This window comes from Hymenobacter sp. J193 (genome assembly GCF_024700075.1).
Lineage (GTDB): Bacteria > Bacteroidota > Bacteroidia > Cytophagales > Hymenobacteraceae > Hymenobacter.
The window spans coordinates 152574-178871 of sequence record NZ_JAJONE010000001.1 but is presented as its reverse complement, the minus strand read 5'-3'; the positions used below and the strand labels follow the sequence as shown (position 1 = coordinate 178871).

Annotated in this window: 24 protein-coding genes; 12 read left to right on the top strand and 12 right to left on the bottom strand. The window is 58.9% G+C overall.

The window, feature by feature from the left end:
* Positions 1-63: 63 nt before the first annotated feature.
* The 7 genes from LRS06_RS00825 to LRS06_RS00795 all read right to left on the bottom strand — a co-directional run bounded on the left by LRS06_RS00825 (position 64) and on the right by LRS06_RS00795 (position 6641).
* Positions 64-423 (bottom strand): hypothetical protein, encoded by a 360-nt coding sequence (locus LRS06_RS00825; RefSeq protein ID WP_257869723.1) that lies wholly within the window; start codon positions 421-423, stop codon positions 64-66.
* 267 nt (positions 424-690) lie between these two features.
* Positions 691-1323: an ABC transporter ATP-binding protein gene (locus LRS06_RS00820; RefSeq protein WP_257869722.1), complete on the bottom strand. Its 633-nt coding sequence runs from the start codon at positions 1321-1323 to the stop codon at positions 691-693.
* Positions 1324-1342: 19 nt separating this feature from the next.
* Positions 1343-2143, bottom strand: coding sequence for an acyl-ACP--UDP-N-acetylglucosamine O-acyltransferase (gene lpxA, locus LRS06_RS00815; RefSeq protein ID WP_257869721.1), 801 nt, complete (start codon positions 2141-2143; stop codon positions 1343-1345).
* A 116-nt stretch (positions 2144-2259) separates the two neighbouring features.
* Positions 2260-3654, bottom strand: a complete 1395-nt coding sequence (locus LRS06_RS00810) for a bifunctional UDP-3-O-[3-hydroxymyristoyl] N-acetylglucosamine deacetylase/3-hydroxyacyl-ACP dehydratase (RefSeq protein ID WP_257869720.1) — start codon at positions 3652-3654, stop codon at positions 2260-2262.
* Between the two features lie 111 nt (positions 3655-3765).
* Positions 3766-4806, bottom strand: coding sequence for a UDP-3-O-(3-hydroxymyristoyl)glucosamine N-acyltransferase (lpxD, locus tag LRS06_RS00805; protein ID WP_257869719.1), 1041 nt, complete (start codon positions 4804-4806; stop codon positions 3766-3768).
* Between the two features lie 115 nt (positions 4807-4921).
* Positions 4922-6151, bottom strand: a complete 1230-nt coding sequence (locus LRS06_RS00800) for an HD domain-containing protein (protein WP_257869718.1) — start codon at positions 6149-6151, stop codon at positions 4922-4924.
* A 112-nt stretch (positions 6152-6263) separates the two neighbouring features.
* On the bottom strand, positions 6264-6641 hold the full coding sequence (locus LRS06_RS00795; protein ID WP_257869717.1) for a four helix bundle protein: 378 nt from the start codon (positions 6639-6641) through the stop codon (positions 6264-6266).
* Positions 6642-6820: 179 nt separating this feature from the next.
* On the opposite strand from LRS06_RS00795, the gene LRS06_RS00790 reads away from it, so the two are divergent.
* On the top strand, positions 6821-8386 hold the full coding sequence (locus tag LRS06_RS00790; RefSeq protein ID WP_196954604.1) for a PglZ domain-containing protein: 1566 nt from the start codon (positions 6821-6823) through the stop codon (positions 8384-8386).
* Positions 8387-8452: 66 nt separating this feature from the next.
* Entirely contained in the window at positions 8453-8974 is a 522-nt protein-coding gene (locus LRS06_RS00785) for a hypothetical protein (RefSeq protein ID WP_257869716.1), read from the top strand.
* 181 nt (positions 8975-9155) lie between these two features.
* Here LRS06_RS00785 and LRS06_RS00780 read toward each other — a convergent pair whose 3' ends face one another.
* From LRS06_RS00780 to LRS06_RS00770, 3 genes are all read right to left on the bottom strand, one after another.
* Complete coding sequence (locus LRS06_RS00780) at positions 9156-11597, bottom strand: TonB-dependent receptor (protein ID WP_257869715.1); 2442 nt, start codon at positions 11595-11597, stop codon at positions 9156-9158.
* A gap of 165 nt (positions 11598-11762) precedes the next feature.
* Positions 11763-12188 carry a MarR family winged helix-turn-helix transcriptional regulator gene (locus tag LRS06_RS00775; protein WP_257869714.1) on the bottom strand — a complete coding sequence of 142 codons (426 nt, stop codon included), beginning with the start codon at positions 12186-12188 and terminating at the stop codon, positions 11763-11765.
* A 294-nt stretch (positions 12189-12482) separates the two neighbouring features.
* The gene (locus tag LRS06_RS00770; RefSeq protein WP_257869713.1) at positions 12483-13739 is read right to left on the bottom strand and encodes a pyridoxal phosphate-dependent aminotransferase; all 1257 of its coding nucleotides are present in this window, start codon (positions 13737-13739) and stop codon (positions 12483-12485) included.
* A gap of 213 nt (positions 13740-13952) precedes the next feature.
* Between LRS06_RS00770 and tsaE the strand changes: the two genes are divergently transcribed.
* A complete protein-coding gene (gene tsaE / locus LRS06_RS00765; protein WP_257869712.1) occupies positions 13953-14372 on the top strand; it encodes a tRNA (adenosine(37)-N6)-threonylcarbamoyltransferase complex ATPase subunit type 1 TsaE in 420 nt (139 codons plus the stop codon).
* Between the two features lie 86 nt (positions 14373-14458).
* The gene (locus tag LRS06_RS00760; RefSeq protein WP_257869711.1) at positions 14459-15685 is read left to right on the top strand and encodes an alanine dehydrogenase; all 1227 of its coding nucleotides are present in this window, start codon (positions 14459-14461) and stop codon (positions 15683-15685) included.
* A gap of 215 nt (positions 15686-15900) precedes the next feature.
* On the opposite strand, the gene LRS06_RS00755 is transcribed toward LRS06_RS00760, so the two are convergent.
* Together LRS06_RS00755 and LRS06_RS00750 are read right to left on the bottom strand one after the other, a co-directional pair.
* Positions 15901-16824, bottom strand: a complete 924-nt coding sequence (locus LRS06_RS00755; RefSeq protein ID WP_257869710.1) for a flavin reductase family protein — start codon at positions 16822-16824, stop codon at positions 15901-15903.
* 178 nt (positions 16825-17002) lie between these two features.
* On the bottom strand, positions 17003-17551 hold the full coding sequence (locus LRS06_RS00750; RefSeq protein WP_257869709.1) for a hypothetical protein: 549 nt from the start codon (positions 17549-17551) through the stop codon (positions 17003-17005).
* A gap of 333 nt (positions 17552-17884) precedes the next feature.
* On the opposite strand from LRS06_RS00750, the gene LRS06_RS00745 reads away from it, so the two are divergent.
* The 8 genes from LRS06_RS00745 to LRS06_RS00710 all read left to right on the top strand — a co-directional run bounded on the left by LRS06_RS00745 (position 17885) and on the right by LRS06_RS00710 (position 26213).
* Positions 17885-18916, top strand: coding sequence for an SPFH domain-containing protein (locus LRS06_RS00745; protein WP_257869708.1), 1032 nt, complete (start codon positions 17885-17887; stop codon positions 18914-18916).
* The gene (locus tag LRS06_RS00740; protein WP_257869707.1) at positions 18913-19839 is read left to right on the top strand and encodes a sugar kinase; all 927 of its coding nucleotides are present in this window, start codon (positions 18913-18915) and stop codon (positions 19837-19839) included. The genes LRS06_RS00745 and LRS06_RS00740 overlap by 4 nt, the downstream gene beginning before the upstream one ends.
* A gap of 33 nt (positions 19840-19872) precedes the next feature.
* A complete protein-coding gene (locus LRS06_RS00735; protein ID WP_257869706.1) occupies positions 19873-20424 on the top strand; it encodes an RNA 2'-phosphotransferase in 552 nt (183 codons plus the stop codon).
* Entirely contained in the window at positions 20421-21353 is a 933-nt protein-coding gene (locus tag LRS06_RS00730; RefSeq protein ID WP_257869705.1) for a M28 family peptidase, read from the top strand. Before LRS06_RS00735 ends, LRS06_RS00730 begins: the two co-directional genes overlap by 4 nt.
* Before the next feature lie 679 nt (positions 21354-22032).
* The gene (locus tag LRS06_RS00725) at positions 22033-22455 is read left to right on the top strand and encodes a hypothetical protein (RefSeq protein ID WP_257869704.1); all 423 of its coding nucleotides are present in this window, start codon (positions 22033-22035) and stop codon (positions 22453-22455) included.
* Between the two features lie 140 nt (positions 22456-22595).
* Positions 22596-24119, top strand: coding sequence for a hypothetical protein (locus LRS06_RS00720; protein WP_257869703.1), 1524 nt, complete (start codon positions 22596-22598; stop codon positions 24117-24119).
* Between the two features lie 202 nt (positions 24120-24321).
* On the top strand, positions 24322-25827 hold the full coding sequence (locus tag LRS06_RS00715) for an MFS transporter (RefSeq protein ID WP_257869702.1): 1506 nt from the start codon (positions 24322-24324) through the stop codon (positions 25825-25827).
* Positions 25828-25991: 164 nt separating this feature from the next.
* Positions 25992-26213 carry a hypothetical protein gene (locus LRS06_RS00710; RefSeq protein ID WP_257869701.1) on the top strand — a complete coding sequence of 74 codons (222 nt, stop codon included), beginning with the start codon at positions 25992-25994 and terminating at the stop codon, positions 26211-26213.
* The last annotated feature ends 85 nt before the right edge of the window (positions 26214-26298 follow it).

The window sequence follows — 26298 nt, the reverse complement described above, 5'->3', positions numbered from 1 at the left end:
ATACATTCTAAGCTCTAAGCTCTAAGCTCTAAGCTCTAAGCTCTAAGCTCTAAGCTCTAAGCTCTAGTAGTCGTCATCGTCGTATCGGCCTTTGCTTTTGCTGCTGCGGCTGCCGAAGCTGTCGTCATCGTCGAGGTCGTCAAAGGCATCTTCGTCCTCGTCGTCCAAGGAACTGAAGCCGCGGCTGCTGTCGGGGTCTTCGGCCGCTTCGGCGGTGGTGTACTCTTCTTCGGTCATACTGGCCAGGTCCAGGGCCTCGTCGTGGGAGGAGCCCGTGTCGCGCCACATCAGATAGTCGGCGTACTTGGCCGAAAGCTGGTCCTCGGAGGAGCCGCGGGTTTTGCTGCCGCCGGTTTTGGCGAAGCTATCCAGCTCGTCGTCATCATCGAGGAAATCGTCGTCGAGGTTGTCGTATTGTCTCATGGCCTTGCTAAGGCAGTAAAGAGTGAAAAATCGAAGAAGAAAATGCGGTGCACGGGCGGCAAAGATACGGGCGCAGGGGTTGCGAAGGTTGCGTTGGCCAGCAAAGTAGGGTTCTGACAGGGCAAATCAGCGCGGTATTTCCGGGGATGCTAGGCTGTGGTATCCTCAATCCAGTAAGCTAATCTTGGCGTCCGGCTAACTGTAGAGTGGAAGCTGGGCAGGCATAACGAAGGGGCTTTACCCAAAAATACGAGAGTAGCCGGAAAATCAACGGGCGGCCTGGGCCCCGAAATCGGTGATATTGAGTTGCTCCTGGCAGAAGTCATACTCCTCCGGTACGTTGCTCGACACCAATACCAGACGCCCCGCCAGTGTGGCGCGCACGTGCTCCTGATACCAGGCTACACCGGTGCGGTCGAGGTTGGTGGTAGGCTCATCGAGGAGCAGGAGCGGAGCGTCGGAGTAGAGGGCCAGGGCCAGCTTGAGGCGCTGCTTCATGCCGGAAGAAAAGTCCCGTACCAGCTTGTGGCGCGACTTATCCAGGTACATCAGCTCGATAAGCCGCGCCGGGGAGAAACCGGGCCGCAACGGCTTGAAGCGCGTATGAAACTGCAGCAGCTCCGTGAGCGTCAGTTCCTCAATCAGCTCCAGGTAGGGCGCGGCGTAGGCTAGCAATGGTGGTACGTTTTCCACGGCCACTTTCTGCCCACCCCGCGAGTACGCCAGCGTGCCTTCGGAAGCCAGCAGCTGGCCCGACAAGGTGTTGAGCAGGGTACTTTTGCCCGCGCCGTTCGGGCCCAGAATGGCCGTGGCCGTGCCCGGCCGGAAAGTGTGCGTCAGGCCCCGGAAAATCCACTCGCGCACGAAGCGCTTTCCCAGCCCTTGGGCCTCAATCTGCATAGCTGTTAGCTGAAGGCTATTACTCTCCGCTGCCGTTGCCGTTGCGCGAGTAGCCTTTGATAACGCCCCGGCCGGAGTTGCGGATGAAGTTCACTACTTCGTCGCGCTCGGGCGAGGGGGCCAACTCCAGCTCAATCTGATCGAGGGCGGCATTGTTGTTCAGCCCGCTCAGGAATAGCAGGCGGTAGAGCTGCTGGATTTCGGCAATCTTCTGGTCGGAGAAGCCCCGGCGGCGCAGCCCGATGGAATTGATGCCCGCGTAGCTGAGCGGCTCGCGGCCGGCCTTCACGAACGGGGGCACGTCCTTACGAATCAACGAGCCGCCCGAAATCATGGCGTGGGCGCCGATGTGCACGAACTGATGGATGGACGAGGAGCCGCCAATAATGGCGTAGTCGCCGATTTCGACGTGGCCGGCTACCTGCACCGTGTTGGCCAGGATGCAGTTGTTGCCGATTACACAGTCGTGAGCCACATGTACGTAGGCCATAATCAGGCAGTTGGCGCCTACCACGGTCTTGAGCTTGTCTATGGTCCCGCGGTTTATCGTCACGCACTCCCGAATCACGGTGTTGTCGCCGATGTGGGCAGTGGTTTTTTCGCCCGCAAACTTCAGGTCCTGGGGCATGGCCGAAATCACCGCGCCGGGGAAAACCTTGCAGTTTTTGCCAATACGGGCCCCGGCCATAATGGTCACGTTGGGGCCAATCCAGGTGCCTTCCCCGATTTCCACGTCCTTGTCAATCGTGGTAAACGGCTCTACTACGACGTTCTGCGCAATAATGGCCTCGGGGTGGATATAGGCGAGCGGCTGGTTCATTCGGGGAAGGAGTAATTAGTAATTAAGAATTAATAATTAAGAATTGTCTCAACGAAGCGAAACGCGCTTTTCGTCCGAGAATTATTCATTCTCAATTATTAATTACTAATTCAAAATCAGGCGTCTTTGCGGACGATGCTGGCGGTCATTTCGGCCTCCATCACCACTTTGCCATTCACGAAAGCCTTGCCGCTCATCTTGGCAATGCCCCGCTTGATAGGTGCTAACAAATGGCACTTGAAAATGATGGTGTCGCCGGGCAATACTTTGCGACGGAAGCGGCAACTCTCAATGCCCATAAAGTACGTCCAGTAATTCTCCGGGTCAGGCACGGTGTTGAGTACCAGAATGCCGCCGGTCTGGGCCATAGCTTCAATCTGTAGCACGCCGGGCATAATGGGGTTGCCGGGAAAGTGACCAGGAAAGAATGGCTCGTTCATCGTCACGTTCTTCACGCCCGTCACCGTGTTGGCGTCGAGGTGAATAATCTTGTCGATGAGCAGGAAAGGGTAGCGGTGCGGCAGAATCTGGCTGATGCGGTTGATGTCCATCACCGGCTCCCGCGAAGGGTCGTAGGTGGGCACCGGGGAGGTGTTGGCCTCCAGCATCTTCTTCTTGATTTTCTTGGCAAAGGCCACGTTGGCGGCGTGGCCGGGCCGGGCGGCCAGGATCTGGCCCTTCAGCGGGCGGCCTACCAGGGCCAGGTCCCCAATCAGGTCGAGGAGCTTGTGGCGGGCGGGCTCGTTTTTGTGGCGCAGGTCCACGTTGTTGAGGATGCCTTCCTTTTTTACGGCCACTTTGGGCTTGCCCAGCATGGTAGCCAGCTCGCTCAGCTCATCCTCGCTCACTACGCGGTCCACCACCACAATGGCGTTGCTCAGGTCGCCGCCCTTGATGAGGTTTTGCTTGTAGAGAGCCTCCAGCTCGTGCAGAAAGCAGAAGGTGCGTGAGGAAGCAATTTCGGAGGCAAACTGGGTTATGTCGGTGAGGGATGCGTGCTGGGAGCCCAGCACCGGGGAGTTGTAATCCACCATCACCGTCACGCGGTAGTCGTTCAGGGGCAGGCCGGCAATTTCCACGGCGCGGGCATTGTCCACGAACCGCACCTCGTCGGGAATTTCGAAGTAGTTGCGCAGGGCGTTCTGTTCTTCCAGGCCTACTTCCTGCAGGGGCTTGATGAACTCGTAGCTGCTGCCATCCATAATGGGCGGCTCGGGGCCATCCAGCTGAATCAGCACGTTGTCAATCTGCAACCCTACCAGCGCGGCCAGCGTGTGCTCCACGGTATTTACGCGGGCCCCGTTCTGCTCGATGGTGGTGCCGCGGCTTAAATCCACCACGTTGTCCACGTCGGCGTCCACGAGGGGCTGACCAGGCAAATCGATGCGCTGAAACTTGTAGCCGTGGTTGATGGGGGCCGGGCAGAAAGTCATAGTGGCCACCACGCCGGTGTGCAGCCCAATGCCGCTTACCGTCACCGGAGCCTTGATGGTATGTTGCTTGTCGTTCATTTGGTCAGTTATCCGTTGCCCGTTGCCGGTTGACAGGTGCAAGGGCCACGGAAATGGGGTGGGCCTGACAACGGACAACGGGCAACTGACAACTCAAAATAGGCTGCAAAGCTAGGGCTTTTCCTGTTCGGTTTGGTTGCGCTCCAGCGCGGTGACGCGGCGCTCCAGTTCGGGCAGGTGCCGGAAGATGGCGTTGGCCCGCAGACTGTCGCGCAGGGCGAAGGCTGGGGAGCCTTGCAGCAATACCCCTTCCTCCTTGATGGACTTGCCCACGCCCGACTGGGCCGTGACGGTGGTGCGGTTCGCCAGCGTGAGGTGTCCGGCCAGCCCGGCCTGCCCGGCCAGCACGCAGAAGTCCCCGATTTTGGTGGAGCCCGAAATGCCGGTTTGCGAAGCTACTACGGTGTGACGCCCGATTTCCACGTTGTGGGCAATCTGCACCAGGTTATCGATTTTGCTGCCTTCCCGGATGATGGTGGAGCCCAGCGTCGCGCAGTCGATGGTGGCATTGGCGCCGATGCTCACGTTGTCTTCCAGCACCACGTTGCCAATCTGCGGAATGGGGCGGTAGGAGCCATCAGGCTGGGGGGCAAAGCCGAACCCATCGGAGCCGATAACAGCGCCGGCGTGCACCACGCAGCGGGCCCCAATCACCGTATCGGCGTAAATCTTGGCGCCGGCGTAAATCACGGTACCGTCGCCGATGCGGCACCGGTCGCCGATGGTGGCGTTGGGGAAAATCAGCACGTCGCGGCCAATCACGCAGCTCTCCCCGATGTAGGAGAAGGCACCGCGGAAGTGGTTGTCGCCGATGGTGGAGCCGGGGCCCAGAAAGGCGGGCTCTTCCACCCCGCGCCGGCCAGTGCGGGCATTCTGCTGGTAGAATTCCAGCAAAGCCGTAAAGCAGGAGTAAGGGTCGTCTACGCGGATAAGCGTGGCCGCCACCGGCTGGCGCAGCTCCAGCGTGCGGCTCACAATTATGGCCGTGGCGTGGGTGGTATAAAGCTGGGGCTCGTACTTGGGGTTGGCCAGAAACGTAATGGCGCCCGCCTGGGCCTCTTCGATTTTTGCCAGCCGATCAATGCGTAGCGCGGCGTCGCCTTCGACTGTGCCGTGCAATACTTCCGCTACCTGGGCTACCGTAAATTCCATAGGAGGACAAAAGTAGGGAATAATCGTGCTTAGTGCTTGGTGCTTGGTGCTTAGGTCGTTCATGGATAAGCAAGCCGCTGTTCTAAGCACTAGGCACCAAGCACTAAGCACTACCTCATAGTATCTCCTTGGGGTAGCAGATGTAGTGCTTTTCCACGCGCTGGCCCAGGGCTTTGATGTTGGGCAGGTCGGAGGCTTCGGCCACGTTCACTACCCGGCCGCGCTTGGTCAGCACGTCGATGGTGTCCTGGCCGTCGGCATCGTAGGCGTTGTTGCTGATGCGCCCGGTAAGCATCAGCTGGGCGGCATCGGCGGGCGGCAGCTGGAAGTGCTCGGCAATCAGCTCCACGATGCCCAGCTGGAAGTCTTCCTCAAACGGCTCGGCCTGCAGCTGAATCTTGAACAGGTGCCGGTCGAGCATACTTTGAGCCAGGTAGTTCAGCACTTTGTCGGGGTGGTCGGCCCAAAGCTTTACCGCTCCCCACACGTCGGTATCGTCGAGGCGGGTGAAGCGGCGCAGGATCTGGTCGTCGGCCTCAAACTCCTGCTGGGTGACGTTGCGCGAAAGGAAAAAGTGCAGGTTGGGCGAAGCCGGCACCGCCACGCCAGCCCGCACCAAATCCCGGGCGCGCTGCATAATCCGAATCACCATCTGTTCGGCCGACGTGACGGTTTTATGCAGGTACACCTGCCAGTACATCAGGCGGCGGCTCACCAGAAAGTTCTCTATGCTGTACACCGCTTTTTCCTCCAGCACCAGCCGCTCGTCCACTACCGTGAGCATCTTGATGAGGCGGTCGGCGCCGGGGCGGCCTTCCTGCACGCCGGTGTAGAACGAGTCCCGGTTGAGGTAGTCGAGCCGGTCCATATCCAGCTGGCTGCTCACCAGCTGGTGGAAAAACGGCCGGTGGTAGGTGCCCTGGAAGATTTCGATGGCCAATGCCAGGGCCCCGCCAAACTGCGCGTTCAGCTTCTTCATCAGGTGCAAACTCACCTGCTCGTGGTGCACATCGTGGAAAATGCTGCGCTCCAGGGCGTGGGAGAGGGGGCCGTGGCCGATGTCGTGGAGCAGAATGGCCGCCATGGCGGCCTCGCCTTCCTTGGCCGAAATCTTCACCCCTTTATCCTTGAGCGTGCGCAACGCCAGTGTCATCAGGTGCATGGCACCCAGCGCGTGGTGAAAGCGCGTGTGCAGGGCCCCTGGGTACACGAACATGGTAAGCCCCAGCTGCTGAATGCGCCGCAGCCGCTGAAAGTACGAATGCTCAATCAGGTCAAACAACAGCTCCGTGGGAATGGTCACGAAGCCGTACACAGGGTCGTTGAAGATTTTCTTTTTGTTCATTGGGGTCTTAGGGTCTTGGGGTCTTAGGGTCTTTGATTGTCCAACGACCCAAGCCCGAAGCGAGCAGTTATTGCTGAAGGAATGTAAAGGAAAGGCGTTAATCCTGGTAAAACTACGTGGCGCGCTGGTCGGGTAGGTTGGCTTTTACCATCTGATAGTAGGCAGTCAGCATACGGCGCAGCTTTTCGGTGTCGGACAATAATTGTTCAGCGGTTTCCGTTGATAGATACTCCAGCCCTTGGGCCAGGAGCAACTGTGAAGCCAGCTCGCTGGCCGAGCCCATGGCAATAGTCAGAAAGCGCAGCAGGTCGGGCGCTGATTGTCGCCCGCAGCCTTTGGCAATGTTGTGGGGCACCGAAGCCGCCGCGCGCCGCATCTGACTGGTCAGGCCAAACAATTCTTCTTTGGGAAAATGGCGCGTGATGCGGTAGATAGTCAACGTCAGTTCCTGCCCTTTCTGCCAGATACGCAGCTTGCGAAAATCGAACATACGGCTCCCGAAACGGGGGTTAGTGAAAAACGACGATGCAAGAATGTATCTTATTTACCGGATTCACGGTAAAGCTAGTTGCTTTGCCCTACGCATTGCTGCATTTAAAACAGCTTGGGAAAAATGGAAATGGCCAAAAACCAAGACCCCAAGACCCCAAGACCCCAAGACCCCAACCTATGCAATACTCCATTCTCTGGGCCGACGACGAAATCGACCTGCTGAAACCCCACATTCTCTTTCTCAAGGAAAAAGGCTACGACGTGACGGGCGTCAACTCCGGCGCCGATGCCATTGAGGAAATCCAGGAGAAAACCTACGATATCGTATTTCTGGACGAGAACATGCCCGGCCTTACGGGCCTCGAAACCCTCACCGAAATCAAAGCCGTGCGGCCCACCGTGCCCGTGGTCATGATTACCAAGAGCGAGGAAGAGCACATCATGGAGTCGGCCATCGGCGCCAAAATTGCCGATTACCTCATCAAGCCCGTTAACCCCAACCAGATTCTGCTGTCGGTGAAGCGGGTGCTCGACAATAAGCGCCTCATCAGCGAAGCCACCAACTCCGGCTACCAGCGCGACTTCCGCCAGCTGGGCATGCAGCTTTCCGACCGCCTCTCGCCCTCAGAGTGGGCCGACGTGTACAAGAAGCTGGTGTACTGGGAGCTGGAAATCAACGAGACGGAAGGCAAGAGCATGGCTGAGGTCTTCAATATGCAGAAGGATGAGGCCAACACGTACTTCGGCCGCTTCATCACCGAGAACTACGAGGACTGGGTGAACGGCGACGACAAGGACGCTCCGCTCATGTCGCACGAGCTGTTCCAGAAGCGCGTATTCCCGCTGCTCAAGGAAACCGGCGACCAGCCCGTGTACTTCGTGCTTATCGACAACCTGCGCTACGACCAGTGGAAGGTGCTCGAGCCCATCATTGCCGAGCTGTTCACTGTCGACTCCGAGGAAACCTACTACAGCATTCTGCCCACTACCACGGCCTACGCCCGCAACGCCATCTTCTCGGGCATGATGCCGGGCGAAATTCAGAAGAAATACCCCAACCTGTGGGTGTGGGACGACGACGACGAGGGCAAGAACCTACACGAGGCCGAGTTCATGGAAATCATGTTCCAGAAGGCCAACCAGAAGCACAAGTTCAGCTACAACAAGGTGACCAACCTGCAGGCGGGCAAGGACCTGCTGGGCAAAATGAGCAACCTGCACAACAACTACAAGTGCAACGTCATCGTCTACAACTTCGTGGACATGCTTTCCCACGCCCGCACTGACATGGCCATGATCCGGGAGCTGGCGGCCGATGAGTCGGCGTACCGCAGCATCACCCGCTCGTGGTTTCTGCACTCGCCCTTGTATGAGATGTTGCAGGTTATTGCCGAGAAGAAAGGCAAGCTCATCATCACCACCGACCACGGCACCATTCGGGTGCGCCGCCCCTACAAGATTGTGGGCGACCGGAACACCAACACCAACCTGCGCTACAAGCACGGCAAAAACCTGGGCTTCGACGACTCCCGCGACGTGTACACCGTACGCAAGCCGGAGCGCGTATTCCTGCCCCGCGAAAACGTGAGCACGGCCTACGTCTTCACCGTCGGCGACTATTTCTTCGCCTACCCCAACAACTACAACTACTACGTGAACTACTACAAGGACACGTTCCAGCACGGCGGTATCTCCCTGGAAGAGTGCATCATCCCGTACGTGACGCTGAGCCCGCGGGGGTAAGCAGCATTTTTGATACTTTGGTAGCGGCGGGTTCTATAATGAGCCTGCCGCTTTCATTTCCATATTATGCAAAGGTATTTTATAGAGGATCAGGTGATTGTGTGGCATATGCTTGCTCGTTTAACCCCACACGAGGCTAAAGGATTAACAGTTTTCGAAGATGCGGCTGGACGCTACTGGACGCAATATGATTTCATCTACGATTTAGAATGCCCACCTAATACAGGACTCCGTATTTACCCATATCCTTTGCTGGAAGAAACCATTACTATTGCCCTTACTACTCCATTTGCGGATGAAGTAGGTGGCGCAATTCAGTTATTGCTGGATTTGGAATGGCAGGAAGAGGTTGATTTCAGAACAAACCTCCTAGATGAAATAGAAGTAAACATTCAGCGAATAAGCTTGGCCAGATATGATATCATATATGATAGAGCCGAGTTTTGGTCAGCTGACAATAGAAGAAGAATCATTGGCAAATTCTATGAACAGGTAAAATCTGAAGCAAGGCTGTACCAAGAATCAAGTTTGCGTGCGGCATCATTACGCGTAGCTATCCAAGCAAACGATACGGCTATGCCTTTCTAAATTACCCTGATACTACCTCATAGTTTGCTTTAGGGGTTACTAATTGCATGTAGTCCTCCTACTTGTTTGAACAATAAGTTCAGCAACAAGTCGTGCAACAACGACAGAACGAGCCAGGGAAGCCTAATTAAGGTCACTAGCTCGTTCCGGTATGTGGGTTCTATAAGTAATGGTGCAATTCTTACTGCGCCCGGCGCTTTTCGTCTTCGGCACCACCCTGCCGGCGCTTGCTCGGCGCCAACTTGTCGTTGCCGAAGCGGTAGTTGAGCGACAATGTGACCACCCGCGACTCAAACCGCTGGTAAAACCGCTCGGTGTAGTTGTTGAAGGACGTGGTAGCCCGACCCTTGTTGGTGTACAGCAAGTCGGTAGCGTTGAGCTTCACGGTGGCTTTGTTGTTCCACAAGCCTTTCTGCACGCCCACGGAAAGTTCGCCCTGCGGCTTGGAGAGAAAGTACCCGTACCGCTCCTTGGATTGGTATGTGGCGTTCAGGTCGGCCTTCCAGTCGTGGCCCAGGGTGAAGGTGCTGTTGCTGCTCAGGTTGAAGGCGGGGCTGCCTGCGTTCAGCGCAGTGCCGGCCAGGTTGCCCACGAAGCGGCTATAGTAAAACACCGCGTTGTTGTACACGCTCCACCACTTGGCTGGCTCCACCGGCGCCGTAATCGTGAGCGAGTAGTTGTACTGCCGCTCCAGGTTCTGGCTGGTCGAAACCACCACCCGGCCCCCGTCCTTGGCGGGCTGCACCGTCCCAATAATCGGGTCCGACGTGACAGCGTAGCTTAAACCCACGCTGTATTTCTGCTGAAAGGTGTGCGTTAGCTCCATGTTGTAGCTGGTTTGCGGCAGCAGCTCGGGGTTGCCGGCCCCATAAGTCGTCACGTCGATGTAGGAGCGGAACGGGTTCAGCTGCCCGTACGAAGGCCGGTCGATGCGCCGGCTCAGCGACAGGGCCAGCTCGTGCTTGTCCGAGAACGTGTGCTTCACGGCCGCACTCGGGAACAGCTGGAAGTAGTGCCGGCTGAAGCGCAGCGAATCGGCTTCGGGCTTGCCCACGGCGTTGGTTTGCTCCCCGCGCAGGCCGGCCTGCAGCGTCCACTGCGGCAGCGTCTGGTTGAAGTTGAAGTAGCCGGCCACAATATTCTCGTCGTAGCGGAAGCGGTTGGAGCGGAGCGGGTCGCGTACCAATTGGCTCACGTCGCCGCCCGTGGCCGGAATCCGGAACTCTAGGTCGTTGTCGGAGTACACCCAGCTGACTTTGCCGCCCGCCTCCAGGCGCAGCGCCTTGCTCAGGGGCCGGGTGTAGTCCAGCTTCACCGATTGAATGGTGAGCAGGCTTTGCTGGTCGCTGGTGAACCGGTCGGCCGAGTCGCGTGGGAACGAAAAGCGGGTGTCCAGCAACTGGTCGCGGCGCGTGTCGTAGCGGGCGTAGTCGGCATCGGCCGTCAGCTCGTGGCCTCCCAGCGAGTCGGCGAAGGTATGCCGGAAGTTCACGTTGCCCGAGAAGTTGGGCACGTCGCCGTTGCGGCGGTTGTCGGAGGTGTAGCGTCGCGTCAGCTCCCCGCCGGCGGTGTACTGCTCCGAGAAGTTGGAGCCTTTGCTGTCGGTTCTAAGGGCCAGCCCGTTGAACACCGTCCCGATGGTGGTGCGCTCCGAAAGCGTATAGTCCAGCCCGGCTTTCCAGCTGTGCGAAAGGCCGTGGCCCACGCTTTCATTGTCCTGAAACGACTTGCCCACCAGCGTCTGGGTGTTGTCCGCGTAGTCGAAAAAGTCGCGGTTGATGGTAAGGGCGCTGTAGTTGCGGCGGTCGGCGAAGGTGTAGGAGCCAAACACGTTGTAATGCTTGCGCCGGTGGTTCAGCGTCAGGCCTGCGGTAGCTTTGTGGTAGCGCCCGTAGCCCAGGCTGGCCTGCACAGAGCCGTTGCTGCCCTGGCGCTGGTCCTTTTTGAGGTTGATGGCAATGATGCCCGCGCCGCCCTGCGCGTCGTACTTGGCCGGCGGGTTGGTTATCAGCTCAATGCTTTTAAGCTGGTCGGCCGGCAGCCCACGCAGGTAATCGGCCAGCTCGGTGCCCGTCATCGGCTGGCGCTTGCCATCGATGAGCACCAGCAGGCCCTGCCGGCCCCGTAAAGCCAGGTTGTCGTTGCCGTCCACCGTCACGCCAGGCGAGCGGCGCAGCACATCCAGGCTCGTATTGCCCGCCGCCAGCGTGCTGCCTTCCACGTTTACCACCGTACGGTCGGCCTGGCGCTCATACAGCGGCTTGCTGCCTACCACCGTCACTTCCTTCAGAGTAGTAGCCCCGCTGGTCTGTAGGGTGATGAGAGGCGCTGCCACCGGACTGCCGGCAACTTCCAGCGGCCCGGTCCAGGCCCGCCGGAAGCCAAGCTGCGCCACCGAAACCAGGTAGCGGCCGGCCGCAGCCGACTCCAGCCGGTAAGCGCCCCGCTCGTCGCTGAACTCCGATTTCACCACCACCGTGTCGGCAGCGCGGTGCAGGGTGACGGTGGCAAACTCCACGGCCGCGCCCTGGGCATCACGCACCTGACCGGTAACGGGGGCGTTCTGAGCCCGGGCTGCCAGCGCCAGCAACGTGCTCAATAAGGTAAATGAAAGGGTTTTCATAGCAAAGAAGAAGGTTGGTGAGGGAAAGCAGCAGCGGGCATCCGAACAGCACAGAGCTGGTACGAATGATTTCGTAGTAAATGTACGAAGGTGTTCGTATATTCAAAATTATTTTGTTTCTGACGATAAGCCGATAAGCCGGCGCGCTGGCAGCAGGGGCAGAGCTCAGGTAGAGCAGTTGAGGTATATGCGTTCCAGCAGGCGGCGCAGGGTAGCCAGCTCCTCGTCCGAAATGCCCTGCAGCGCCTGGGCGCGGTTGCGCAGAATTACCGGCTCCACAGCCGCCAGCGTAGCCTGGCCCTGGGGCGTCACTTGCAGCCGGTTGCGGCGGGCATCGTGAGCCACCGACTCGGAGGCCAGCAGCCCGTGCTTGAGCAGCAGCGCAATCATGCGGGCCACGGAGGCCTGATCTTTCAGCACCCGCTCAGCAATTTCGGTCTGGGTCAGGCCCTGGTCTTCCTCAATCACGCGCAGCACCAGCCACTGATCAATGGTAATGGCAATGCCCGCCCGGTCGATGTTGGTCTGGGCCAGCTTCCGGTAGGTTCGGATGGCCTTATCGATGGAGTAGAAGATGATCCGGGAAAGCATGTTGAATCAGTTTGCTATAAAGACCTATGACATATCATAGAGGTTGCCTGAGCTACACGAATAATTTCGTATAACAATAGAATGGCAGCGTAACGAATTGATTAACAGAAAAATATTTTTCTGACGGTTTGGGGTAGAGCAGCAAGTGCGGCTTGCGAAGCGCCAAGGCAAACTGTAAGGCAGAGCAAGAGAAGCAGAGGCTTTTGCTCCTGGCAACTACCAAGCAGGCCAGGAAAAGCAAAAGCCCGAAGCTGCAAGGCAGTTCCGGGCTCAGGTGGTAGCCGCCGAAAGCGGTTACCGTAGGGCGTCCAGGGCGGCCCGCAGGCGGGGCAGGGCCGCCTGGATAGACTCCAGGGAGGCGCCACCCACGGAGGCCCGGAACCAGGGCTCGGAGTGCTCCGAGCCGAAGGCGCTGAAGGGCACCAGGGCCAGCCGCGCCTCACTGATAAGGTAGGACGTTAGCTCTTTCGTGGAAGTGAGTTGCTGGCCGGCGGGCGTGGTTTTGCCCAGCACGTCCAGCTTGATGGTCAGGTAAATTGCGCCCATCGGCACGACGGCCTGAACGGGGTAGCCCTGCCGGCGCAGCTCCGTGAGGCCCTGGTAAAGGGCGTTGAGGCTGGCCTGCACGCGGTGGCGGAAATCAGTGAGGAAATGGTCGACGTCGGTTTGGTGGGGCAGGTAGGCGGCGGTGGCAACCTGCTCGGCTTTGGGCGCCCAGGCCCCCACGTGGCCCAGGATGGCTTTCATCTTATCGATGATGACGCTGGGGCCAAACGCGTAGCCCACGCGCACGCCGGTAGCGGCCAGGCACTTGGAAATGCCGTCGATGTAGATAACGTAGTCGCGCAGCTCGGGGCGCAGGTTCACCGGGTCGTAGTGCTCGGTGTTGCCGAAGGTCAGCAGCCAGTAAATCTGGTCGTACATGATGTACAGCGGCTTTTCGTCGGGGCCGCGGCGCTGGTTTTCGGCAATGACCAGGTCGCAGATTTCCTCCAGATCAACCTTGGTGAAGACGGTGCCGGTAGGGTTGAGCGGGGAGCAGAGCGCCAGCAGCGTAGCTCCGGCCAGGTGGGGTGCCACGTCGGCAGCCGAGGGCATAAAGTTGTTTTCGGGCGTGGTGGTCACCATCAGTCCCTCGGCGCCGGAAAGGTGGCAGTAGTGGTTGTTGTTCCAGGAGGGCACCGGGAACACCACTTTGTCGCCGGGGTCGATGAGGGCCAGGTAGGTAGCGTAGATGAGCGGGCGGGAGCCGCCGGCCACCAGGATGTCATTGGGCGAGTACTGCAGGCCCAGGCGGTCGGCCAGGAACTGGCTTACGCTCTGGCGCAGCTCGGCCACGCCATTGGCGGGCGGGTAGTTGGTGTTGTGCGCCGCGTAGGCCTGGGTGATTTCCGCGGCCAGCTCGTCGGGAATCGGGAAGATGCCGGGGTCGAAGTCGCCGATGGTGAGGTTACAGATCTGCTCCCCCCGGCGGATCATGTCGTTTACTTCATTGCCAATTTTGATGATTTCGGAGCCAATGAGGCTGCCCGCCATCCGGGAAACTTGCATAGTGCGGTGTGGTTGTGGTCGGGTAAAGGTAATAGAGTGACAGGTGATGAGGTGACAGGGTGATGAGGTGACACGTGACAGGTAACTGGTGGCTGGGGCGGCCGCAAGTCAGGAGACTTGCTTTTATCCGTCGGCGGGCAGACGCGCCATCTTCCATGGCTAAGTCTGCCGCCAGGCTTACTGTTACCTCATCACCTCCTTACCTTTGCCGGTATGCAGACAGTTGAAATTCCTGATTTGGCGGCGCTGCCGGCGGCGGCGGCCCAGGTGCGCGAGGCGCTGGCGGGCCACTCCATCGTATGCTTCGAGGGCGAAATGGGGGCGGGCAAAACCACCTTCATTAAAGCGCTGTGTGCCAGCCTGGGCGTGACGGAAGAGGTAAGCAGCCCCACGTTCTCGCTCGTGAATGAGTACCGCGACGCCCGCGACCAACCCATCTACCACTTCGACTTCTACCGCCTCAACTCTGCCCAGGAGGCCCTGGATATAGGAGCATTGGAGTACTTCGATTCTGGCTATCTTTGCCTGATAGAGTGGCCCGGCCGCATCGAAGCCCTGCTGCCGTCTGATCGGCTACTCCTCACGCTCACCGTCACCGGACCCTCTGCGAGGGAATTAATAATTGGTAATTAATAATGAAGAATTCGGTGTTTCAGCCTCAAGGCCCACTGAATCAGCTCATTACTAATTGTTAATTATTAATTACTAATTAAACCAAGATGCCCGAAGCAGTACCCCCTGGATTTGAGGCGCTGGCTGCCAGCCGCGCGTACTTCACGCAGGAATCCATGCTGGCCGTGGAAACACGCAAGCGCAAGCTGTTTATCGGGCTGCCCCGCGAAACCTCCTTGCAGGAAAACCGCATCTGCCTCACGCCCGAGGCCGTGAAGCACCTGGTGGAAGAAGGCCACGAGGTGGTGATGGAAAGCGGGGCCGGGGAGCCCAGCAAGTACTCCGACCACAACTACTCCGAGGCCGGCGCCAGCATTGCCTACACGCCCAAGGAAGTGTTTCAGGCCGATATCGTGCTGAAAGTAGCGCCCCCTACGGCCGAGGAAATCGACTTGCTGCGGCCCAACCAGACCCTGATTTCGGCCCTGCAGTTTGGCTCCCTCACCAGCGAGTATATCACCGGTATCCTGCGCAAAAAGGTGAATGCCATCAGCTTTGAGCTGATCAAGGACCCCTCGGGGGCCCGGCCGGTGGTGCGGGCTATGTCGGAAATTGCGGGCTCTACGGTGATGCTGGTGGCCGCCGAGTACCTGGCCCGCTCCAACGAGGGCAAAGGTGTGATTCTGGGTGGTATTACGGGCGTACCGCCCTCCCAGGTAGTTATTTTGGGGGCAGGCACCGTGGCCGAGTACGCCGCCCGCGCGGCTACGGGCCTGGGCGCCGAGGTGAAGGTGTTCGACAATCACCTCTACAAACTGCGTCGCCTCAAGCAAAACCTGGGCATTCAGCTCTTCACCAGCACGCTGGATACCTACACCCTGAACCAGCAGATCCGTCGCGCCGACGTGGTGATTGGGGCGCTGAATGCCGAAGAGGGCCGCATTCCGTTTATGGTGCCGGAGGATGTGGTAGCCAGCATGTCGCCGGGCTCCGTCATCATCGACGTGAGCATCGACCAGGGCGGCTGCTTCGAAACCTCAGAAATGACCAGCCACAGCAAGCCGGTATACCGCAAGTACGACGTGGTGCACTACTGCGTGCCCAACATTGCCTCGCGCGTGCCGCGCACCGCTACCAACGCCCTGAGCAACATCTTCACGCCCATTCTGCAGGAAATCAGCCAGCATGGGGGCATCAACGAGGTGCTGTTCACCAACGAGCATTTCCGTTCCGGCGTGTACGCCTACAAAGGCTCCCTCACCAACTCCGCCATTGCCAAGAAATTCAACATGCGGTACAAGGAGCTGGGCTTGATGATTGCCGTGCGGAATTAAAACCACGGATTCGCACGGATTTTTCGGATTGCACAGATTTTGTGGACGGCACAGCAGAAGCGCAGTAAGATGTCTTATAGCTATTGCTCCGCTCATGCCAGGCGGAGCAAGCGCACGACCTGAGTGGAGCAATGAGTGTTGTGCCTGATTGCTTCAGGTACGACGACCGAAGCAATCAGGTGTTGCCACTGAAGCAATGGATGTAGAAAGCCTGCCTATTCTGCCGGGGCAGCCGCCAGCAAAAGCGCCTTCCACGCGTCCAGCACCTGACCGGCTTCCAGCAACTGCTTTCCGAGTTTCATAAGAGCTGACTGTTGCGCGGCGGCATCCGGGAGTTGCAGAATAGCCTGCACGGCAGGCGTGTGACGGTAGGCTTGCACTTCTTCGGGCGTAGGCAGGGCGTGGGCTTCCACGTTGGCGAGGCGGCCTAGGTTATTACCTGTTAGCACCTCGGAGTGACGGATGTGGGCCGGGAGCTGATCGAAGCCGATACCGAGGTTGCGGTTGGGTTTGGGTACTTCGAACAAGGTTTGGGCGGAGCGGCTGTACCAGTCGCCGCCGAGACGAGCCACGGCGTCGAGCTTCCTCGGGTCGATGCCGATGCCGGAGGGCAGGATAATGTCCTCGCGGAAGTAGGCCAGCACCACCCGGCACAGCACCAGGTTGCCGGCCCCGTTGTTCTGGCCCAGCTCAATCACCTGCTCCACCACGCACTCGAAGGCGGCCGGGGCTTCCAGCACCCGGGGCGGGCGCACCCGCTGGCTTGCCACCTCCGTAAAACCGGCCTTCACAAACTCGTTTACACCTTTGGCATACTCCGTGCTGGCCAACGACATCTGCTCCACCATGGCGTAGTCGCAGATGTGCACCACGCACTCCGCTACCTCACGCACGTTTTCCAGGGTGTGCTTCTGGGAGTTGTCGCGCACCCGGTTGGCGGGCGAAAACGCCAGGATGGGTGGGTTGGAGCCAAAGCAGTTGAAGAAGCTATAGGGGCTCAGGTTCACACGGCCTTCGGCATCCACGGTACTCACGAAAGCCACCGGGCGCGGAGCCACGGCGCCCACCATAAAGGGGTGCCAGTCGGAAGGAGATAAGTCGGAGGGGGTGATGCTGCGGAATGGGGTGGGAGTGGGCATGGGGGCGAAGTTCGCCGTTGCCGGCCAATTAGGAACCGCTTGCGTTAACTTTTCCGGTTACCAAACGGTGTAGAGCGTCTCCTCGGCCGCGCCATTACAACGATTGTCGTTCAACAACGAGACGCAAGTAGGTGTATACACCGTTTCTATGACTCTTTTAGCCAACACAATCAGCTTCTCAGTCGTCGTAGTGCCAGCGCCGGCTGTGGTTGTCGTAGGTGGCCTGACCGAAAAGTCCCACGCCATACCCCAGCATATACTGAGTAGAATCCTCCGTGAGGCCGGGTGAGTAGTAAAAGAAAGGAGCGTGGGTGAATGTGCCAAAGCCTGTGCTTGGCAGGCGAGACAGATACCGGGGCGTCAACTGCTCCAATGAATCAGGCAACTGCTGCTGGTCGTGGCGGTAGGCTTCCAGGGCCTGAATGATTGTGGCGGCCCGCCGCTGAGAAATGCTTTCCTGCCAGTGGTGGATGAGGGGAAACAGAGGTAGCTGTAGCGCCATTGCGCTTGCCACAATCAGCCAGTAGGCGCGCCGGGGCGGTTTGCTTAGGAGAAAGCCAACGGGGATGACCAGTACACTCACCGCCGCCAGAACCACAACCAGTGGGAAAAGCCAGGCATTCGTTTCCAGCTGCACTACCAGCAGCAACGCCAGCAGGCCCAGGCCAAACATCCAGCGCCTCGCTGTCTTCGGCCGGGGTTGAAACGCGTCAAGTGTAGCAGGCATCGGGAAAAGCTAAAGACGGGTCGTAAACGCGGCAAGATAAACGACTATTTTGCGGCGCTACGGCTCAAGCGTATGCCGTCAAGCTAACTGTTTTTAAGTCTGCAATAGCCTCGCTACCAGGGCCAGACCGGTTTGCCGCAATATTGCATCCGTGGCTCGGTACTCGCTGTAAATAACGACAAAGCCGATAAAGCAAGCGCCGAAAATTACCAGCGGAAGGCGTCGGAAATGGCTGATCATCAGGCAAAGAACCGGTTGGGGAAGGATAAGAACAGAAGAATTCTGAACTATGGATACTTTTACCGCTGTGCCTACTGCTCAACCAGCCTTGCTATGTTCGGAATAAACCACATTCAGTTTGACTCAATGACCTACGCCATTCATTACAAGAATGGCCGCATTGCGAAAGAAGGGCGGGGGTTGTCGTTCTACTATTTCGGACCAAACAGCTCCATCGTGGCTATTCCCATGGGCAGCAACGACCTGCCCTTTATCTTCAACGAAACCACCCACGACTACCAGACGGTATCCATCCAGGGGCAGATTACCTACAAAGCCGGCAACCCCAAGCAGCTCGCCGAACAGCTCGACTTTACAGTCGACAGCCGGGGCGTATACAAGAAAAACGATCTGGAAAAGCTGCACCAGCGCATCATCAACGAGGCCCAGACGGCTACCGCCACCTTCGTGCACAGCCTGGGACTGAAGGACGCCATGCGCGCAGCCAAAGCCATTGAGGTAAACATTGCCGAGGGACTGGCTGCTTCCAAGGCCATTATGCTGCTGGGTATTGAAGTGCTGAGCGTGAACATTCTGGCCGTGAAAGCCACCCCGGAAATGGGCCGCGCCCTGGAAACCGAAACCCGCGAGAAGATTCAGCAGGAAGCCGACCAGGCCGTGTTTGAGCGCCGCAACTTTGCCGTGGAGCAGGAACGCAAGATCCGGGAAAGCGAGCTGAACACCGAAATAGCGGTGGAGGAGAAGAACAAGCAGATTGCCGAGAAGAAAACGGAAGGCGAGATGCAGAAGGCGGAAAGCACCCGCAAGCTGCGCGAAATGAAAGTGCAGGCCGACATTTCGGTGGAAGAGCAGCGCAAGCTTCTGATTGAGCAGAACGCCGAAAACCAGCGCAAGGAAGCCGAAACCCGGGGCTACGTGCTGGAAACCACCCTGCGGCCCTACAAGGATATGGACTGGAAGCTGCTGGTGGCCCTCAGCAACAACCCCGACCCGAAGTTCAACATTGCCCTGGCCTTCCGGGAGCTGGCCGAAAACGCGGGCAAAATCGGCAACCTCAACATCTCCCCCGATTTACTCGATACCCTGCTAACGGATTCCGACAAGCCCCAGCCCGGCCGCCGATGAGCCTCGATTATGCCATCCTGGTGCGCAACAAAACCCGCCTGGAGCAGCTCATGGAGCGTTTCAATACGAAGGCGCAGGCTAAGTTCTACATCGAAAGCGTGGGGGGCGAGTTTGCCGAGTACGAGGCCGAAAATGCCCGCTTCCAGGAGTCGTTTTCCCTGGTGCAGCGCCGCCTGTCGTCGGTTATCAAGAACAAGGTAGTCGAGCGGGCGTACCTGCCTTCGTTTTTGTTTAACCACAAGCAGCTGGTGGTGGTAGTGGGGCAGGATGGACTGGTAGCCAATACGGCCAAGTATGTGGGCGGCATTCCTATTATTGCCGTGAACCCCGACCAGGAACGGAACGACGGGGTGCTGCTGCCCTTCACGCCCCAGGACTTTCTGCCGGCCGTGGAGCGCGTCATGGCCGAGCGGTTTCGGGTGCGGGAAGCCACGCTGGCCGAAGCCCGCCTCCACGACGGGCAGCGCCTGCTGGCATTCAACGACCTGTTCATTGGGGCTGCCTCGCACGTGTCGGCCCGCTACCACATTGTTTACCAGGAGGAGCAGGAGCAGCATTCTTCGTCGGGCATCATCGTGTCCACAAAATCGGGCTCAACGGGCTGGCTGAGCTCCGTATTCAACATGACGGCCGGCATGAGCCGTTTCCTGGATGATTCAGAAGAAACCCTACCGCGGCCGGTCCTGACGGAGGAAGAGCTGATGTTTGTGGTGCGGGAGCCATTTCAGAGCAAACGCACGCAAGCCGGTCTGACGGCGGGCTTACTGGATACGACGACGCCTCTGCGGGTGGAATCCATGATGCCGATGAACGGAGTCATCTTCTCCGATGGCGTGGAAACCGACTTCTTACAGTTCAATTCCGGCGCTATTGCCACTATCGGGGTGGCCCCGGAAAAAGCGCGGCTGGTCTTGAAAGGCTAACCGTTGCCAATTGCCTATTTACTTCTTTTCAGTATGCAGAATACCCAGCTAAGCAAGCTCCTGAGCTACGCCCTGCGCCACCGCCCCGATGAGCTGGGCCTCACCCTCGATGCCCAGGGCTGGGTGCCGGTAGCCGACCTCCTGGCGGCCCTGCAAGCCCGCGACGCCAGTATTTCCCTGGCTCAGCTGCAGGAAGTAGTAGCCTCCAACGACAAAAAGCGGTTTGCCTTTTCCGAGGACGGCCAGCTGCTGCGGGCCAGCCAGGGCCACTCCGTGGAAGTTGACCTGGGACTGACGCCTATAGTGCCACCCGCCACCCTGTACCACGGCACGGCCACCCGGTTTGTGGCCAGCATTCTGGCTGAAGGGCTTCGGCCGGGCAGCCGCCAGCACGTGCATCTCTCACCCGACCGCGCTACGGCCGAAGCTGTAGGCCGGCGCCATGGCCAGCCCGCTATTCTCCTGGTGGCGGCCGGGGCTATGCACGAGGCGGGAATTGCGTTCTACCAGTCGGCCAACGGGGTGTGGCTGACGGCCGCCGTGCCGCCGCAGTACCTGCAGCCGGAGCAGCCCGGAATCGTATGAAGCCGCTGCTGCTGAGCTTGGCTCTGCTCGGCCTGTTGACGTCCCCGGCGGTAGCTCAAGGTCCGACCGGTGCTTTAGCCGATACTGCCCAGCTGCGCTGGCATATCGTGGCTCTCACCACCACGCCCGAGCCGCGCAACTACCAGCACCTGGCGAGCCTCAACCAGGCCGCCGACTACATCAAAGCCGAGTTAGCCGCTGTTGGTGCCCGCCCTACTGAGCAGATCTACTCCGTGGAAGGTCGCGGGTACCGTAATATCCTGGGTTCGTTTGGCCCTGCAGATGGGCCTCGCCTCATCATTGGGGCGCACTACGACGTGTATGGGGAGCAGCCCGGCGCCGATGACAACGGTACCGGCGTTGCGGCCCTACTAGAAGTGGCGCGGCTGCTAGGCCGTCAGCCCGCGTTGCCTTACCGCGTGGATGTGGTAGCCTATACCCTGGAAGAACCACCATTTTTTCGCACCAAAAACATGGGTAGCTATGTGCACGCCAAAGCCCTGCACGATGCGGGGGTGGCGGTTCGCGGCATGGTGGCCCTGGAAACCCTGGGCTACTACGATGACCGGAAGCACACCCAAGATTATCCCTTGGCCCCGCTGAAATGGCTGTATGGCAACCGCGGCAACTACGTGACGGTGGCGCAGAAATTCGGCAACGGCCGGTTTGGACGACAGTTTGCCCGCCACTACCGGGCCGCAGCCGCACTTCCCGTGAAACGCTTCAAGGCTCCGGCCTGGCTGCCCGGCATCGACTTCTCCGACCACCTCAACTACTGGCACTTCGGCTTCCCGGCCGTGCTGCTCACCGACACCGCCTTCTACCGCAACAAGCATTACCACCAGTCCACTGATACCATTGATCGGCTGGATATGCGTCGCCTGGGCCTGACTGTGGATGCGCTGCTAGCCGTGGTGCTGGAACGGTAGTATTCAGGCATCAGCCCGCTGGCCTACCCACACCCAGCCGGTTTGCACCAGTAAGTATTCTTCTCCATCAGAGGCCTGATAAGGACGGTGTGGCTTGCGTAGCGCCCAGGCGGGCCAGCTATTGGGATAATCGAATAGATCGAGAAAGATATTCCACGGGTGTGTTGTCCAAGTGAGGAACTCTGAGCCGGGCAACTGCCGATACTCCAGTGGTAAGGCGGGGCCATCTACTACCATGTCTCCATAAATAGGTGGGTACATTCCTATTCTCTCTCGTATCAAGGCTTCTACATGTGATTCATGGGCAAACTCGGGAGAAACGAGCCGGATACTCAACTTGTACCTCTCACCTTGAAGACGCAACTGCGCTTCCCACGAAAAAAATGTATTCAATAAGTGAGTTGCAGCTCGCTGCCGAATTTGCCATGGTGGTAATCGGCTATGAAAGTGCCAGACTCCCAGGCCTAACTGGTTGTAATAGCAGTTACACGCTTGTAGCGCATCATTCGGTAGCGGCTCGGGTTGAGGTTGTAGACTGGGAATGTAACGAAGGTGGCGGCGCTTGCCACGTATCTTCTTGGGAGCCGGCATAGGGGCGTATAGAGTGAATTATTTGCTAAAATACTATATCTTTACTAACTGCCTATAGCTCGAAGGTAAGCCCTTACTTACTCTGCCTATGTCTCAGTTGCGCTGCCCCAAATGCGAATCCTTGGAAGCTACCAAAAGTGGCGTAGTGGGCGGGCGGCAGCGCTTCAAGTGCAAGAACTGCGGCTACCACTACTCTGTGGCCAAGGCGGGCAAGGAAACCAATCCATACTACGTCATCAAGGCCCTGCAGCTGTTTATGGAGGGCGTGAGCTACCGCGAGATTGAGCGGCTGCTGGGCGTAAGCCACGTGTCGGTGATGAACTGGGTGAAGAAATACGGCGTGAAAGCTCCCCGCCAGACCGACTATCATCCCACCTACAAAATCCTCAATCAGAAAGAGCTGGCTGAGTTTTTTCAGAAGCCCGAAAACCTGAAAAGCGCCGGCCTGATGGTGACGGAGCTGGGCGACAAGTACATGATGATTCGGTGGGAGCGGTTCAAGCAGGCTTAGAGCTATAGTGGGTTAGCGGAAATATAGCTGGCGGGTGGGTTCCAGCGGGGGATTGTACTACTTGGCAGTACCAGTCCGGCATCCTGTCGTGGTGGCGGACATCCGATCTGAGTTTCCCCTAACCGTAATTCCCCGCAACCATGCAAAATGCTCGTTATGCGCTGGCTCTGAGTGCCCTGCTCACGGCTACGGTCGCCACAGCCCAGGTGCAACCCGCACCCCCGGCCCAACCGGCCCCGCCACCCGCCGCGCCGGCCGCGCCGCCCACGCCGGCGGCACCCGCCAAATCGGCGCCGTACGGGGGTGGTATGAAGGTGAACATTTCGCCCGACGGCTCAAAGTACCTGCGCTTTATGACCTGGCACCAGGTGTACTCGCGCTACACCGAAAACAACACCGGCACGCTTCGGGCTCCCGGCAAGCCGCAGAAAGGCCAGGTAGACTTCGGCCTGCGCCGCTCGCGCTTCATGATTATTGCCCAGCTGAACCCGCGCTTTCTCATCTACACCCACCTGGGCATCAACAACCAGAACGCCGTGAGCGGGGGCGTAGCGCCGGCCACCGATGGCAAGAAGCCGCAGTTCTTCATTCACGAGGCCGTGACGGAGTACAAGGTAAACAAGTACCTGAGCCTGGGCGGCGGCCTGCACTACTTCAACGGCATTTCTCGCCTCACCAGCGCCAGCACCACCAGCATCCTGACAATGGACCTGCCGCTGACCAACTTTCCCACCATTGAGCAGACCGACCAGTTTGCGCGCTGGTTTGGGGTATACGCCAAGGGAAGGATTCAGAAGCTGGACTACCGCTTTTCCGTGAGCGACGCCTTCCTGACCAACCAAGCCAGCACACCCCTGAGCCTGGGCACTACCACAACTACCGATGGCATAGTCACCAGCACCGGCACCGGCATTGCCGCCTACAGCCCGCAGAATACCAGCCACGTGTACCAGGGCTACGTGAGCTACAACTTCCTGGAGCCCGAAGCCAACCTGCTGCCGTACTATACCGGTACCTACCTGGGCACCAAGCGCGTGTTTTCCGTGGGCGCGGGCTTCCTCTACAACAAGGACGCCATGTACTCGCGGGCGACTTCCAGCGCCGTGCCGGTGACGCCCGTCGTAGCGGCCGACCCGTTCGGGCAGGTAGCTACCCGCAAGCACGATCTGAAGCTGTTCGGTGTAGACGCCTTCTACGACGTGCCCCTGGATACAACTGCGCGCACGGCCATTACGCTGTACGGCGTGTATTACAACTACGACATGGGCCCGAACCACGTGCGCTTTGTAGGGCCCGAAAACCCCGGCTACGGCACGGCCCCGACCCGCGGCAACGCCGTGCCGCAGTCGGGCACCGGCAACTCGTTCTACGGGCAGGCCGGCTACCTGCTGCCCCAGAAGCTGCTGGGCCCGAAAGCCCGGCTGCAGCCCTACGTGGCCTACCTGCACAGCCGCTACGAGGGCCTGCGCACCAGCAACGGCGACACGAAAAGTGCCAACGTGTACGATGCCGGCGTGAACCTGCTGCTTGATGGCCACAACGCCAAGGTGACGCTCAACTACCGCGCCCGCCCCGACTTCCAGGGCTACGTGCCTACCACCGGCACCATCAACGGTGTGGACTACAAGCCCGAAATAACCCTCCAGACGCAGATTTTCCTGTAAGAAGCAGGCTATTTGATTCAAAAATCAATGGTCATGCTGAGCTTGTCGAAGCATCTCTACCGCTGTATTGAATCATTGCGGACGAAGCGGTAGAGATGCTTCGGCTTCGCTCAGCATGACCCAAAATTCAGCGTGACGATTTGCTGAAAACCCGCTACCAGTCCCGCAAAACGAACCTTCCACTCCAAATTCCCCCAAGAGTATGCACCAGAACTTACCCCAGCGCGACGCGGCTGCCTACGCCGGTGCCGCGCCCGTGGGCAGCCCCGCTGCCGACGAATCCGTAACCCACGACAACAACGCCGTTTCGTCCAGCAAAATCTGGCAGGTGATTACCGCCTCCTCGGTGGGCACCGTCATCGAGTGGTACGACTTCTACATTTTCGGGTCGCTGGCCGCCATTATCGGGCCGGTGCTGTTTGGGGCCACGGGCAAGCTGGAAGATTCCCTGCTGGGGGCGCTGGCCGTGTTTGGGGCGGGCTTTGTGGTGCGGCCGTTCGGGGCCTTGTTCTTCGGCCGCATCGGCGACATGATCGGGCGCAAGTACACTTTCCTGGTGACGCTGCTGATTATGGGTGGGGCCACATTCGTGACCGGGCTGGTGCCGGGCTACGATAAAATCGGTATTGCGGCCCCGCTGATTGTGGTGGTGCTGCGCCTACTACAGGGCCTGGCCCTGGGCGGGGAGTACGGCGGGGCCGCTACCTACGTGGCCGAGCATGCCCCCGATAAAAAGCGGGGCTTCTTTACCAGCTTCATCCAGATTACGGCCACCGGCGGGCTGATTCTGAGCATTTCCGTGATTGTGATTACGCGCAAGATTCTGGGCGAGGAAGCCTTCAAGGAGTGGGGCTGGCGGGTGCCGTTCCTGCTCTCGGGCCTGCTGGTTATAGCCTCGTATTACATCCGGCGCAAGCTGCACGAGTCGCCGCTGTTTGCCAAGGCCAAGGCCGCCGGCACCACCAGCACCAACCCCCTGCGCGACTCCTTCGTGAACCCCGTAAACCGCCGCCTGGTGCTCATTGCCCTGTTCGGCGTCACGATGGGCCAGGGCGTAATCTTCTACACCAGCCAGTTTCAGGCCTATTCCTTCATGAATAATACCCTGAAGATGGACCTCGTGGATTCCAGTACCATTCTGGTAGTGGCCATGCTGCTGGCCACGCCGCTGTTCGTGTACTTCGGCAGCTTGTCCGACCGCATCGGCCGTAAGCGCATCATCATGACGGGCATGATTTGCGGGGCCTTGTTCACCATTCCGCTGTTCTACGGCATCAAGGCATTTGCCGGCCCCATCACCGAAATTACCCCTGCCACCGTGGATGCCGCCGGCAAAGCCGTGCCCGCCGTCATGAAGGCCCTCACGCCCAACATCCCCGCCATGATTGCGCTGACCTTCATCCTGGTGCTGTTCGTGACGATGGTGTACGGGCCCATTGCGGCCTACTTGGTGGAGCTGTTTCCTACCAAAGTGCGCTACACCAGCCTCTCGGTGCCCTACCACATTGGCAATGGCGTATTCGGGGGCTTTGTGCCGCTGGTAGCCACCTGGATAGGGGTGTGGGCCGCCACTCAGCCCGAGGGCACCTTCGCCAAAGACCATAGCAGCCTGATTGGGCTGGCTTATCCGGTGCTGGTGGCTTTCGTTTGCTTCGTGATTGGGGTCATCTACATGCGGGATGTGCGCAACGTGCGCATCATGGACTAGCGGTGATAAAGTGAATTCGTGAAATCGAGAAGTCCGTCGTGCCGCTGGCCCGGCGGACTTCGCATGACCCGGATGCCGCGCCACTAGGAATTGGAGGCTGGCGTTACAGGGTGAATACTATAGCCTCCCAACCCGCAAGTTAGCAACGCTCAACTAACGTATTTATGCCACCTATTTCCCCGCAGGAGCGCCCGGAGCAGCGGCGCGGGCAGCGGCTGCTCTTCGTGGGGCTGCTGTTTGCCGTGCTGCTCAACTTCCCGTTTCTGGGGGTCTTCAATCACGATGCGCGGCTAGCCGGCATTCCGGTGCTCTACCTCTACGTGCTCCTGGCCTGGATTGCGCTGGTGCTGGCCACCGGCTGGCTGGTAAGATCAACGAAGAATTAGTAATTGATAATCAGTAATGAGGAATTAGGTATTCGTTTGTAACGCAGGGCTTTCGTGCTCCTGATTGGCTTCGGCCTCTCCTGAG